This window comes from Actinomadura opuntiae (assembly GCF_030283205.1).
Lineage (GTDB): Bacteria > Actinomycetota > Actinomycetes > Streptosporangiales > Streptosporangiaceae > Spirillospora.
The window spans coordinates 23,880-37,584 of record NZ_JASNWF010000040.1 but is presented as its reverse complement, the minus strand read 5'-3'; the positions used below and the strand labels follow the sequence as shown (position 1 = coordinate 37,584).

Annotated in this window: 9 protein-coding genes; 2 read left to right on the top strand and 7 right to left on the bottom strand. The window is 69.3% G+C overall.

All coding sequences use genetic code 11. The features are described 5' to 3' along the window. Positions 1-29 precede the first annotated feature (29 nt). The 6 genes from QP089_RS46835 to QP089_RS46810 form a co-directional block, all read right to left on the bottom strand. Positions 30-473: a hypothetical protein gene (locus QP089_RS46835; RefSeq protein ID WP_285921085.1), complete on the bottom strand. Its 444-nt coding sequence runs from the start codon at positions 471-473 to the stop codon at positions 30-32. A 121-nt stretch (positions 474-594) separates the two neighbouring features. Beyond that, entirely contained in the window at positions 595-2,400 is a 1,806-nt protein-coding gene (locus tag QP089_RS46830) for a glycoside hydrolase family 2 protein (protein ID WP_285921084.1), read from the bottom strand. 50 nt (positions 2,401-2,450) lie between these two features. Then, positions 2,451-4,157, bottom strand: coding sequence for a GH39 family glycosyl hydrolase (locus tag QP089_RS46825; protein ID WP_285921083.1), 1,707 nt, complete (start codon positions 4,155-4,157; stop codon positions 2,451-2,453). A 22-nt stretch (positions 4,158-4,179) separates the two neighbouring features. Continuing rightward, a complete protein-coding gene (locus tag QP089_RS46820) occupies positions 4,180-4,965 on the bottom strand; it encodes a carbohydrate ABC transporter permease (RefSeq protein WP_285921082.1) in 786 nt (261 codons plus the stop codon). Positions 4,966-5,075: 110 nt separating this feature from the next. Beyond that, a complete protein-coding gene (locus QP089_RS46815) occupies positions 5,076-6,074 on the bottom strand; it encodes a carbohydrate ABC transporter permease (protein WP_285921081.1) in 999 nt (332 codons plus the stop codon). Between the two features lie 13 nt (positions 6,075-6,087). Next, positions 6,088-7,431 (bottom strand): ABC transporter substrate-binding protein, encoded by a 1,344-nt coding sequence (locus QP089_RS46810; RefSeq protein WP_285921080.1) that lies wholly within the window; start codon positions 7,429-7,431, stop codon positions 6,088-6,090. 108 nt (positions 7,432-7,539) lie between these two features. Here QP089_RS46810 and QP089_RS46805 point away from each other — a divergent pair, with 108 nt between their 5' ends. Continuing rightward, entirely contained in the window at positions 7,540-8,604 is a 1,065-nt protein-coding gene (locus QP089_RS46805) for a LacI family DNA-binding transcriptional regulator (protein WP_285921079.1), read from the top strand. 121 nt (positions 8,605-8,725) lie between these two features. After that, positions 8,726-10,474: a beta-L-arabinofuranosidase domain-containing protein gene (locus QP089_RS46800; RefSeq protein WP_285921078.1), complete on the top strand. Its 1,749-nt coding sequence runs from the start codon at positions 8,726-8,728 to the stop codon at positions 10,472-10,474. Positions 10,475-10,641: 167 nt separating this feature from the next. On the opposite strand, the gene QP089_RS46795 is transcribed toward QP089_RS46800, so the two are convergent. Further along, complete coding sequence (locus QP089_RS46795; protein ID WP_285921077.1) at positions 10,642-13,698, bottom strand: discoidin domain-containing protein; 3,057 nt, start codon at positions 13,696-13,698, stop codon at positions 10,642-10,644. Between the last annotated feature and the right edge of the window lie 7 nt (positions 13,699-13,705).

Below are 13,705 nucleotides of genomic sequence, written 5' to 3'. Positions count from 1 at the left end.
GATGGAAAGGTGAGATCTGGACCACGCACCTACGGGGGCCGCAGCGCCGACGAGCGCCGGGCCGACCGGCGCCGGCGGCTGGTGGAAGCGGCGCTGGAGATCTGGGGCGACCAGGGCTGGGCCGCGGTCACGCCCTGCTCACCGAGGCCATCATCGCGGCAGGACCCGACCCGATCGCCCAGCTCCGCGCCACGATCACCACGTTCGTCCGGTCCGTCGCCGGCGATCCGCGCCGCGCCCGCATCGGCTTCGGCGAACACGCCGGCAGCCCGGTCCTCCAGCAGCGCCGCCGCGACACTATCCAGTCCTTCACCGACCTGGTCATCGAGGCGGGACGCCCTCACTTCCGCCCGGACGTCGACGAGACGGCCCTGCGCATGAGCACCCTGATGGGCGTCGGCGGCTTCGTCGAACTCCTCACCGCTTGGCTGGACGGCGCCCCGCCCCTCGATGCCGACCAGATCATCGAACACACCACCCACGTGGGAGCCGTCCTCGCCGCACAGTACATCAACGTGTAGCCAGGCCGTTCGACGCTATCCGCACGGTGGTCTACGGGCGCGGATCAGCCCATCGCGGCCGCGGACGTCGCCGTCAGGTCGACACACCCGACGGACGCGAGGGTCGGCCTTGGACGATGCGGGCGATCACGACCGGGTCGGCTTTGGGTTTGCGGTCCTCGGTCAGCAGACCGTTGCGCTCTTGTGCGGTGTCGGTGAGTTGGGTGTAACAGAAGCCGGCCAGGTCCTTGGCGGCGTGGACGGCCTCGAACAGCGCGGCGAGCCGTTCCAGGAGTTGCTCGGGGGAATCGGTGACTCCGTAGCCGGCCCAGGCGGTCGGGTCGTCGGGAGCGTGGGTGAAGCCGCCGAACTCGCTGAGCACCACCGGCACGGCGGGTGCCTGGTCGTTGACGGTGAGTCGGCGGCCACCGGGCCGTCCGCCCGTCACCGTGTGGCGGAGGCGGGTGGCGTCGCCGTATCGGTCGCGGATTGCTTCGGGATCGTGGGTGTAGTCATGAATTCCGAGCAAATCGCCGCTGACATGCTCCCAGCCGTCGTTGCCGATCACCGGCCGGGACGGGTCGAGCGCTTTGAGCAGGTGATACAGGCTCCGTACAGCATCGCGCTGGGCGGCGGAGCATGCGAGCTGGGGCACGCCCCAGCTCTCGTTGAACGCTACCCACGCCACCACGCAGGGATGGCCGGCGTCACGTTCGACGATCTCGATCCACTCGCGGGTCGTGCGAGCCAGGGAACGAGGGCTGTGGGAGAAACTCGCCGCCGAGTCGGCCCACACCAGCAGGCCGAGCCGGTCGCACCAGTACAGGAAACGGGGGTCTTCGACCTTCTGGTGGACGCGGATGCCGTTGAAGCCGAGCTGTTTGATGAGTTCGACCTCGGCACGTAGCGCCTCGGCGCTCGGCGCCGCCAGGTGAGACTGCGGCCAGTACCCCTGCGACAGGGCCAGCCTCAGGGGGTACGGCAGGCCGTTGAGCAGGAAGGAGCGGGTCTCGGTGCCGGCGGTTCTGAAGCCGACATAACTGTGCACGACGTCACCCGATTCCGCGCCGTCCACGGCGCGCACGATGATGGTCGCCTGGCACAGAGTCGGCTGTTCGGGTGTCCACTGCAGGTGGTGCGGCTCGGCATCGTGGTCGCCTTCCTGCACGACGAGGCGCCTGCGCAGCCGGGATCCGGTCACCGTGGAGGTCTCGTCGGCCAGGACACGCCCGTCGAGTTCCAGGCGCACCGACACCCGGACCGCACCCGTGGTGCGACGGGCGAGCCGCAGGTCGAGATCGACCTCGCCGGGGGTCTCGGTGGGCGTCCAGCGCAGCTGCTCGACATGGTCGCCCGGAACCTCCTCCAGCCAGACGGGCTGCCAGATGCCGGTGGTGCGTTCGTACCAGATGACGTGCGGGCGCTCCTGCCAGTCCTGCTTGCCGCGCGGCTGTTCCAGATCGTGCGGGTCGTCGAAGGCGCGCACGGTCAGAACCTGCTGCCCGTCGGCGGCGAGCGCGTCGGTGATGTCGGCGCCGAACGGTGTCTGGCCGCCCTCGTGCGAGGCGATGTGCTCACCGTTGACCCACACATCGGCCCGGTAGTCGACGGCGCCGAAGCGCAGCATCACGCGCCGGCCCGGCCGGGGCGGGTCCACGGTGAAGATCCGGCGGTACCACAGCACCGGGTGATAGCCGGTGTCACCGATACCGCTGGCCGGGGACTCCGGCGGGAAGGGCACCCTGATCGTCCGGTCGAACATCTCGGCGCGGCGCTGCCAGCGCTCGGCGAGCCCGACGTCGCCGTCGTCGTAGGCGAACTGCCACTCGCCACTCAGGTCCCGCCAGGTGGGGCGGGCCAGCAGTGGACGTGGATGATGGTCGTGCAAGGGCGTGGGCAAGGTACTCCTTAGGTCCCCGGTGATGCGCTGTCGCGTCGGCCGAAGTCGGGTCAGGTGAGAGTGACGACCGCGAAGGTGTGCTCGGGCGCCTCACGCAACGTCACCGTGACGCGCACCTGGCCGGCGTCGGCGCCGAGGTCGGCCAGGTCCACCACGTGCCTGTACTCGCTGCGCAGGGCGACCTGCCGGCACTCCCGTGGTCCATCGATGCGTACGGTGAGATCACCCTGTGACACCGGACCACCGTCCGCTCCGCTCAGCCGCCCGCTGACGGTCATCGAGCCGCCGCAGCCGGTCAGGTCGGCTGTGATGACCGGTACAGCATGCGGATCGCTTGCCGTACCGAGCCGGAATGTGGTGGTGCTCTCCTCCAGGTCGGCCCAGGAGGTGGTGGTGCGCGCAGTGTAGTGGTGCCGTACCCGGCGAACCGTCCCCGCCGGCGCGGCCGCAGCGGTCGGCTGGGCGGCGGTGCGCACCTCCAGCAGGGCGACACCGCCGCGAGGCAGGTCCAGTCGCTGGTTCCGGCCGGTCGGCCGCTGCTCGGCGGCCGTACCGTCGTGCTCGGCGTCGATCCTGCGCAGCACGACGGTCTCGAAGGTGTCGTCGCCCAGATCCAGGTCGGCGCGGACGGCCCGGGACGCGCGGTTCCACACCGCCACGCACAGCCGTCCGGGTTCGGCCCCCGCCAGGCCGCCCACCTCGGCAGGGCCGTCGACCTGCAGGACGCACCGGTCAGTGGGCATGTTCTGGTAGAACTCGTACGCGCTGAGCACGGGCTTGCGCTCGCCGTCGATGGTGACCATGCCGGAGTAGTTGCCGTGGCCGCTGTCGAGGAACTGCGCCCAGCTCACCTTGGTCAGACCGGGTACGGCCAGCAGTGTGGCGAAGTCGGCGAGCATGGCGGCCGCCATGTGGTGGCCGTCCTGGATGCCGCCGCGCGGGTAGTCGACGGGGTAGGAGTTGTACTCGTTGAGGTGGACCTCCACCTGGCCCAGGTCGGGGCGCTCGTCCAGGTGCCGCAGCACCTTGGCCAAGGCGACCTTGACGCTGTGCGTGCCGTAGTGGTGGAAGGAGAAGAAGTCCAGCGGCAGCGCTTCGGCTCGCACCACATCGAGGAAGGCCGGGATCCAGTGCTCGTTGGCCATCACCGAGGCCAGTGCCGGGCCGCCCACCGGGGTGTCGGGGTCGGCCCGGCGGATCGCCGTCGCGGTGGCGCGATAGAGCTGCAGGTAGTCCTTCAGGTCGCCGCCGAAGAAGACCGCCTCGCCGGTCTTCTCGTCGCGCAGGTCGGGCTCATTATAGACCTCGTGGTAGCCGACCTGCACTCCGCGTTCGCGCGCGCCTTCGACGTAGGCACGCACCATCTCCACCCAGTCGCTGTCGTCCTTGTCCAGGTCGCGCCAGTCGCCGTCCTCGGGTTGGTAGGGGGCGGGGACGTAGCAGTAGGACCAGTAGGGGCGGATGCCGAGCCCGTTCAGGAACGTTCCGATCTCGTCCAGCTCGGAGAAGTCGTAGGCGAATCCGTCGCCGGTGCGCTTGCTGATCTCTCGCTCGTAGCCGATCCACTCTGCGCCCCAGCCGATGTCGATGCGCACCGATTCAGGGCGGGTGGCCCGCAGGGCGGCCTCGTCGCGCCGGTAGGTGGCCGCGTGCACGATGCCGCTGTTGAAGACGGCGAACTTCGTTTTCGACAGCGGATGGTCGGCCAGGCGAGCCGGATCGACCCGGACGGTCGCGGTCGTGGCAGGTGCCTTCACGGACGATTTCCTTTCCAGGGGGTCAGTTGGCCATGCCGCTGAAGGCGATGCCGCGCACCACCCAGCGCTGGACGAAGATGTAGCCGATGATGACCGGCAGGGAGGCCAGGGTGACGCCGGCCATGATCTCGCCGTACTGGCTGTTGTAGCGGCCGATGAGGCTCTGCAGCGCCTGGGTGAGCACCCACTGGTTCTGGTCTTGCAGGTAGATGGTGTTGACGAAGAAGTTGTTCCACAGCTGCACGAAGGTCAGCAGCCCCATCGCCAGGTAGGCCGGTCCGGCCAACGGCGCCATCACAGAGAAGAAGGTGCGCCAGCGGCCCGCCCCGTCGATCGCTGCGGCGTCTTCCAGCTCACGCGGCAGCGTCAGGAAGAACTGCCGGAAGAAGAAAGTGGGCAGGGCGCTGCCGAACAGCATCGGCACGATGATGGGCAGCGGGGTGTCGATCCAGTTCAGGTTGCGGAAGATGACGTACTGCGGGATGAGCGTCACTTGCGGCGGCACCATCAACGTCAGCAGGATCACCATCAGCAGTGCCCGCTGGCCCGGAAAGCTGAAGCGGGCCAGCGCGTACCCGGCCAGCGAGCTCGACAGCAGCGTGCCTGCCGTTCCGAGCACGGCGATCAGCACCGTGTTGCCAACGTAGCGGCCGAAGTCGGGCAGGATGGTGAACAGGTTGGTGTAGTGCTCGAAGGTGACCGGGTGCGGGATGAGCTGGTCGGCGTCGAACATGTTCGCGTCGGTGCGCAGCGACATCGACGCCGCCCACAGCACCGGCAGGATGTAGATCACCACCAGCACGCTCATCCCGATGTGGTAGGCGCCCGTCCTGGCCCGCTTGCCGACGGGCCGCATGATCTGGGCACGCCGCGCGGACGGCCGCGATCGCGTGCTCACTCCCGCGGTGCCGGTGACCGTCATCCCTCGCCGCCCTTCGTGGCGGAGGGGTCACCGGTGTAGAAGACCCACCGCTTGCCGAACGTCCATTGCACGAGCGTGAGCGCGAAGGTCAGCAGCGCCAGCACCCAGGCGATCGCCGCCGCGTACCCGAGTCCGGACAGGCGCTCGTTGTAGTTGAACATCTGGTTGTACATGTAGAGCACCACCGTGCGTGTGGAGTCGTCGGGACCGCCGGCCAGCTTGATGTTGCCGCCCGAGGTGGTCATGGCCACTACCGGGTCGAACAACTGCAACGCGCCGATCAGCGAGGTGACCATGAGGAACAGCACCGTCGGGGAGATCATCGGCAGCAGCACGTGGCGGAAGCGCTGCCAGGCGTTGGCGCCGTCGATCTTCGCGGCCTCCGGCAGCGAAGCCGGCACTCCGTGCAGCGAGGCGACGTAGAGCGTCATCCCGTAGCCGATTCCCTGCCAGGTGGTGACCAGCGCGATGGCGGGCATCGCGGTGGCCGGATCGAGCAGCCACTCCGGTCCCTTCAGCCCGAACAGCTCCAACGCGCCGGTGATCGGCCCGGACTCGGTGTTGAACATCCACCGCCACACGATGCCGACCGCGATCTGCGACAGCACGTACGGCAGGAACAGCAGTGCCCGGTAGACCGCCACCCCGCGCCGCGGCCGGTAGGTGAACAGCGCGGCCACCAGCGACAGCAACAGGAAACTGGTGGTCCCCGTCAGGATGAACTTGACCGTGTTCCACAGCACCTTGGGCACCCGCTCGTCGCTCGGCAGGTGGCTCCAGTTCTCTAGGCCGATCCAGGTGGGGGCGGGGGCGACGAGGTCCCAGTGGGTGAAGGAGTAATACAGCGACACCGCCAGCGGCAGGCCGACGAAAGCCACCAGCCCGAACAGCTGGGGCAGCAGGAACAGCAGCGCGGTGCCCGCCTCGCGGCGCCGGGCGCGTGCGTGCGGCGCTCGCGAGGACGGCGATGCGGCCCTTGGCCGCAGGCGACCCATCTCGGCGTTCCCTTCAGGAGCCGAGGATCTTGTCGACCTTGGCGCAGGTGCCCTTGAGGGCCTCGGCCGCGGGCTTCTTGCCGGTGATGATGTCGTTCAGCGCCGGTCCGAACCCGTCCTGTCCGAGCACCGCACTGAGCACGCCCTTGGGGTCGATGTTGGTACGGGTCAACGGCCAGGCCGCCGGGTCGAGCTGTGCCTGCTTGAGGTGGGACGGCTCGCCCGGCGCCTTCAGGAACGCTGGCCCCTCGGCCACGTCCTTGTAGGCCGGGATGAGCCCCATCTGCTTGCCCGCGCCCGCGGTGGCCATGTGCTTCACGAACTTCCAGGCGTTGTCCACGTTGGGTGACTTGGCGTAGGCGGCCCAGCTGTGCACCTGGATGAGCGTCGCGTTGCCCGCGGGGCCCTTGGGCAGCGCCGCCATGTCGTACTTCAGCGACGGGTTCTGCTGGGCGGCGATGGTGACCTGCTCATGCGAGCCCTGCTGCATCGCGACCTTGCCCTGGATCCAGCGCAGGTAGCCGGGGGTCTCCTGCTCCATCTGCGGGGTGACCGCAGTATGGTCCTTCCACATCATGTCCTGCAGCAGCTGCATGCCCTGCGCGGTGGCGGGCTTTTCCAGGTCGCACCGGTCGCGCTTGTCGCCTCCCAGGACTCCGCCGCCGTAGGCCCACAGCACGGGGGAGAAGCCGGGCTCTGACGGTTCGGCGATGCGGTTGTTGTAGCCCCACTGCACGATGCGCTTGGGGTTGAACTTCGGGCTGGCGGCGTTGTTGCCGTCGGCGTCGAGTGTGAGCTTGAGCGCCCACTTCCGCAGGTCGTCATAGGTGTAGTTGCCATCGGCCGGAGGCTCCTTGAGTCCGGCCTTGGCGAACATGTCCTTGTTGTAGAACAGCGACTGGACGTTGTAGCCCATCGGCAGCGCGTAGAAGCGCCCGTCCTTGGCGGCCTTGTCCGAGTCGATGACCACGGGGACGAAGTCCGATGCCTTGACCCCGTCGGCGGCCATCCGATCGGTCAGGTCGGCCAGTACGCCGTCGTTGGCCATCTCGTTGAAGTTCCAGCTACCGGTGACCAGGACGTCGGACATGTTGCGCCCGGCGATCAGCGTCTTGCAGACGGCGTAGTCGGCGCCGCAGTCGGTCTTGTTGAACTTCAGCTTGATCGAGGGGTTGGCCTGCTCGAAGCCCTTGGCCGCGGCCTTGATGCTGTCCATGTCCTCGTTGACGCCCCACACCGAGATGGTGAGGGTGTTGGACTTGTGCCCGGAGGTCGCGGCGGTGTTGGAGCAGGCGGTCAGGGCAGTCGCCGCCGACATCGTGAGGCAGATCGGCGCGAGCCGTCGAGGAATTCTCATGGGGTCCTCCGGGAGGCCGCGACAGGGGTTCGTGGAGTTTCGAATGTGTTTCGCGGCTGGTGCGCCACTTTTTACCACGTGGCCTGCCACGTGGTAAAGGCTATACTCGTGCCGATCAGCGACTGTGCCAACGATCCAGAGGCGGGGATGACGGTCACTCAGGCGGATGTGGCGGCGCGAGCGGGCGTGGCCCGCAAGACGGTCTCCAACGTGATCAACGACTATCCCCACGTGAGCGAGGACGTGCGAGCCCGCGTCCTGCGCGCGATCGAGGAGCTCGGCTACCGCCCCAACCATGCCGCCCGCAGCCTGCGCAGCGGTCGCAGCCGCATCATCGGCCTGGCCGTCCCGGAGCTGGACGTCTCCTACTTCGCCGAGCTGGCCCGTCTGGTGGTGGAGGTCGCACAGGAACGCGGCCTCACTGTCATGATCATGCAGACGCTGGGCCATCCCGACCGCGAGCTCGCGGTCCTCAACGGCACTACCACCCAGTTCGTCGAGGGCCTGATCTACAGCCCCGTCGCCCTCAGCGGTGCGGAACTGGAGGGCCGCCGGGACCGTACGCCGATCGTGCTGCTCGGCGAGCGCTCCAGCCAGGGTCTCGTCGATCATGTCGGCATCGACAACGTGGCCGCCGCGCGTGCCGCCACCGAACACCTGCTTGCGCTGGGACGACGGCGCATCGCCTTCATCGGCTCCCAGCGCAAGGCGAGCTCCGAGATAGCCCGGCTGCGCACCACCGGCTACCGCCAGGCCTTGGAGGCCGGCGGGTGCAAGGTGGAGCCGCGCCTGATCCTGCCGACGGCGGGCTACCACCGCAAGGACGGCATGATCGCCATGCGCAAGCTGCTCGGCCGGTCCACCGCTCGTCCCGACGCGGTCTTCTGCGCTACCGACCTGCTGGCCCAGGGCGCGATCCGGGTTCTGCTCGAACACGGCCTGCGGGTCCCGGAGGATGTCGCCGTCGTCGGCTTCGACGACATCGACGAAGGCAGCTACAGCACCCCGACCCTGACCACCATCGCCCCTGACAAGCGCCAGATCGCCGAAACCGCGGTCGCCCGGCTCCTGGCACGCGCACAGAGCAGGACCGAGCTGCCCGTCAACGACACCGTCACCCGATTCTCGCTGGTCGTTCGGGAGAGCAGCGCCGGCCGTCCCTCATGTGACTGACCGCACCCCTTGATGTGCCGGCGTTCAGCAGACTGGTTCCCTAACCGCGATGGCGCCCACGCCGGGACCTTGCCCGGCTCGGCCGCACGAACGCGAAGGCCTCCCCGAGGAGCCGATGCACGTGACTTCTGATTCCACCCAGCTGCGCGAACTCGGCTATACGGGACAGGTACGCCTGCGCGGCCCGCTGGCCGAGCGGGTCGCCGACGCCGCGGCCACCTACGGGGGCCTCGCCATCGACGACGTCCTCAAGGGATTCCGCCGCGAAGCCGGGCTGCCCGCACCCGGCGCCGACATGGCCGGGTGGGCCAGCCGGACGACCGAGGCCACCTTCGGGCAGTGGGCCAGCGGCCTGGCCAGGCTCGGCGCCGCACTCGATGACGACAGCCTGCGTCAGCGGGCCGTAGACCTGGTGGACGGTTGGGCCGCGACGCTGCCGGACAGCGGCGACGCCCGCATGCGCAGTTACGGCTTGGAGAAGGTGTTCTGCGGGCTGGTCGACACCGCCGTTCACACCGGTTACCAAGATTCGCTGCGCGTCCTGGAACGGGTGGCGGACCGCGCGGCGGAGACGCTGGATCGATCCCGGCGGCCGGCCACGCCCACCGACCGCGACGGCCGTCAGCCCGCCGGCCTGCTGGAGTGGTACACCCTCGCGGAGAACCTCTACTACGGCCACCTCGCCGGCGGCGACGCCGCCTTGGCCGACTTCGCCCGGATATGGCATTACGACGCCTACTGGGACCACTTCGAGCGCACGCCCGCTCCCGGCCAGGCATGGGACGTGCCGGTATGGCTGCACGCCTACAGCCACGTCAACACCTTCGCCAGCGCCGCAGCCGCGCACGCCGTCACCGGCGACGATCGCTACCTGCGCATCCTGCGCAATGCCCACGACTGGGTGACCATCACCCAGAGCTACGCCACCGGCGGCTACGGACCGGGAGAATGGAGCCTGCCCGACGACGGCTCACTCGGCCGCGCCCTGGAATGGCGCACCGACACCGCGGAGATCACCTGCGGCTCCTGGGCGGCCTTCAAGATCGCTACCTATCTGGTGACCGCCACCGGCCAGGCCCGCTACCTCGACTGGGCAGAACGCATCGTCCACAGCGGCATCGGCGCAACCCCACCCGTGCGCCCCGACGGCCGCACCCCGTACTACGCCGACTACCGGCTGGGCACGGCCACCAAGCTGCCGCACTGGGACGCCTGGCCATGTTGCTCGGGCACCTACCTGCAAAATGTCGCGCATCTGGCCGATCTGGTCTACTTCGCGGCCGACGACGGGCTGGCCATCGGCCTGTTCGTACCCTCACAGGTCGCCTTCGCCTACGGCGGCCGCCAGGTCACCGTGCGGCAGGAGACCACCTTCCCCAGCGCAGACGACGTACGGCTGCGCGTCAGCGCCGAAAGCCCTGTCGAGATGACACTGCGCGTACGCGTCCCCGACTGGTCAACGGGCCTGAGCCTGACCATCGCAGGGCGGGACATTCCGGCCCCCGTCCACGACGGCTGGGCGGTCATCCGCAGGACCTGGATCCCTGGCGATGAGCTGACCGTGACGGCCGGGGCCCGGTTGCGAGCGCTGCCGGTCGACCGCTTCCACCCCCACCGTGTCGCCCTCGCACACGGCCCCGTCGTCCTGGCTCAGGAGGCGGACTTCAGCGCTCCCTTCGCGGCAGGCGCCCCGCTGGAGGTCATCGACATCGAGCGTCTGCTGGTCCGCCGGGACGACACGCTCACATTCCAGCCGGCTTACCGGGGCGCAACCGAACAGCCGATCGGCAGCTTCAGACCTCTCGCCCTCGTCCCCGAACGCCGACCGTACCGTGTCTACCACGACCTCGACGCCCCCCGCTTGATCTGATCGCTACAGCCAGTCCGCCTCGGCCCGGAGGCGTAGTTCTCCTCGGAGGCCGTGAGGGAACCAGGAGGATCACGGCAAGGGCTGTGTCCGTGGTGACGAATGGTGCTCAGGCGAGGTGGAGCGCCCCGCCGGCTCACTTGGGAGGCGGCGGGGCGCCGGCAATGGTGTCAGGGCCAGTTCTGGATTCCGGCGCCGTAGGGGTAGAGGGGATTGCCGTAGTCGGTGGGCGGGGGCTCGCCCGCGTCGATGTGGGCGCGGATGTCGGCGCGTTCGGCGGCCGTGGCGCCGAGATCGTAGGGGATGTCCCAGTTCTCCACGGCATCCTCGGGCCGGTCGACGCCGCCCGGTACGAGGATCTGGTCAGCGCTGCGCGGGAGCTGCCACGGCAGCCGTCCGCGCGGCTGGTAGTCGCCGAACAGCAGGCTCGCCGTCGCCGGTCCGACCTCCTCGCCGCCCCGGTAGGTCATCACGATGGCGTCGGCGATGCCATCCCATTCGCTGATCACCGTGGGGCGCGGCAGGTCCATGACGACCACGACCGGGACGCCCTGGTCGTGGAACTGCCTGATGAGGGCGAGCTGGTCCGCCGGAAGGTAGGGCTGCTCGTCCACCCAGGCCGTCCGGTGGGTGTAGGAGGGTTCGCCGACCGCGACGACGGCCAGCTTCGGTGATGGCGCGCTGTCCTGGTGGATGGTCACGCCCGCCTGCGCCGCCCGCGCCTTGATCGCCTCCAGCAGGGTAAGTGAGCCGTAGTTCTGGTGGAAGTAGCTGGTCCAGATGCAGCAGGAGGCGCCGTCGGTGGCGCGCGGCCCCGCGACCACGATGTCGTCGCCCTGCTTCAGCCTGATCGGCAGGACGCCGCCGTTCTTCAACACGGTGATCGACTCCCGGGCGGCCTGGTTCGCGAGCGCCACGTAGGACGGCTGGTGGAACCGGTAGGGGCCGTTCACCGGGTCGCCGTACGGGTGGTCGAAGACGCCGAGCTTGAACTTCAGCCGCAGTATCCGCGTGACCGCGTCGTTGATCCGGCTGATCGGCACCTGCGCGATGAAGTCGGCCATGGAGAAGCCGGACGCGCCGGGGTCGGCGCCGCCCATCACGTCCGATCCAGCGTCGGCCGCGCTGACCCACGCGGACGACGGCAGCCAGTCGGTCGTGATCAGTCCCGTGTAGCCGAGCTGTTCGCGCAGGTAGCGCAGGATCGGTGCGCTGCTGCCGGCGCCCGGTCCGCCCGGATCGAGGTAGGAGCTGCCTGCGTACCCGGGCATGACGTTCACGGCGCCGGCGTCGATCGCCGCCCGCCACGGGATCATGTGGTACTTGATCGTCGTTGCGTCGTAGGTGATGCCGGCCTCGCCGCCGGCGCCCTCTCCGGGCCAGTGCTTGACCGTGGCGAGGACGGAGCCGGGGTTCAGCTCCGGCCCGCCCTGCAGGCCGGCGACCAGCGCCCGCACCTGCGCGGCGGCGACCTCGGCGTTCTCGCCGTTGCCCTCCTGGATGCGGGGGTAGAGCACTTTGGTGCCGACCTCCGCGAGCGGCCCGAGGACGCCGCGGGCGCCGACCTCGAGTTCCTCGCGGCGCTGCATGTCGCCGAGGCGGTAGTCGAGCGGGTAGTCCTTCGCCGCCGCGAGGGCGCTCTGCAGTGGATAGGTCGTCTCGTAGCCGGCGATCGTGTCGCCCGCAGACACCGGCGGGATGCCGAGGCGCGTGTCGGCCGCGTTGCGCAGCACCTTGTCCAGATCGTTCGGCTGTGCGGGGCCGAAGTGCCAGCCCGACGTGGCGTAGGCCTGCGCGTTGTAGAACATCTGGTACGCCTTCTCCTCGGTGGTCATCCTGCCGAGAAGGTCGCCGACGCGGTCCTCCACGGGCCGCCGCCAGTCCTCGTAGGGCTCGATGGAGCCGTTCTTGTTCAGGTCCCTGGCGCCGTTGATGACCGCGACGCCGTCGTCGACGGTCTCGATGTCGGGAAGGTAGACGCTGAACGTGCGGATGTCGGAGGTGCTGCGCGCACCGGAGCCGCTCACCGCGACGGCGTACCACTTGTACGTCCAGCGGTCGCCGACGTCCCATGACGGGGTGTAGCTCGTTCCGGACGTCTCGGCGACCTTGGTGTAGAGGTCCAGCAGCGAACCGGACGCGGTGAAGTCGTAGTCGGTGCGGCTGACGTTGATCCACACTTCGTAGCGGGCGGTGCCGGCGACGCCCGCCCAGGACAGGGCGGGACGGCGGGTGCTCGTCACCATCGCGTGGTCGGCGGGTGCCGACAGCGCGAACTCGCCGGTCGTCGCCGGCGCCTTGGCCGGCGGGGACAGCAGCGGCGGGCCGGCGGAGGAGGAGTCGACCGTCCCGAAGACCTGGAACTCCCAGAGCGAGTACCCGTAGCCGGTCGCCCGGGCCGTCCCGGAGAAACGGATGTAGCGGCCCTTGCCGGTGACGGCGAGCTTCTCGGTGCCTCCCTTGCCAGTGGTCGTGGACTGGATGGTCGTCCAGGACGTGCCGTCGGCCGACACGTCGATGTGGTAGCCGGTCGCGTAGGCGGCCTCCCAGTCGAGCGTCACGCCGGTGATCGTCGCGGTGCCGCCGAGGTCGACGCGGAGCCATTGGTCGTCGCTGAACCCGCTGGACCAACGGGTGTCGGTGCGGCCGTCCAGGGCCGCCGCCGGGGCGTTGCCCCCCTCCCAGGAGGACGCCGTGACCTGCTTGTACGCCGAGATCGGCGTCCCCGTGCCCGGCGGCGGGTTGGTTCCGACGTCGCCGTATACCGAGAACTCCCAGAGGGAGTACCCGTAGCCGGTGGCGCGGGCCGTCCCGTACATGCGGATGTAGCGGCCGTCGCCGTTGACGTTGAGGGTCTGGGTTCCGCCCGTCCCGGAGGTGGTCGAATAGAGGGTCGTCCAGTTCGCGCCGTCGCCGGAGACCTGGATCTGGAAGGCGGTCGCGTAGGCGGCCTCCCAGTTCAGGACGGTCTGGGTGATGTGCCTGGTCTCGCCGAGGTCGATCCGCACCCACTGGGGATCGCTGAACGCGCTGGACCAGCGGGTCCCCGGATCGCCGTCCACCGCCGCGGAGGCGGGGAACGCGGCGCCCTCGGTGGACGACGCCGTGACAGGTTTGTTCAAGGACAGCAGCGACGCTGCGTGCGCGACGCGGGCGGGGACGGACATCAGCGCGGCGAGCACCACCAGGAGCGCGAGAACGCTCGTATGCCGCTGGAGTGCGGTCATGGGAGTC

What these genes read in the sequence shown, in the direction of transcription:
- QP089_RS46820 (WP_285921082.1), bottom strand. Translation starts at nt 4,965, where the DNA reads ATGAGCGTGCTGGTGGTGATCTACATCCTGCCGGTGCTGTGGGCGGCG.
- QP089_RS46815 (WP_285921081.1), bottom strand. Translation starts at nt 6,074, where the DNA reads ATGGGTCGCCTGCGGCCAAGGGCCGCATCGCCGTCCTCGCGAGCGCCG.
- QP089_RS46810 (WP_285921080.1), bottom strand. Translation starts at nt 7,431, where the DNA reads ATGAGAATTCCTCGACGGCTCGCGCCGATCTGCCTCACGATGTCGGCG.
- QP089_RS46795 (WP_285921077.1), bottom strand. Translation starts at nt 13,698, where the DNA reads ATGACCGCACTCCAGCGGCATACGAGCGTTCTCGCGCTCCTGGTGGTG.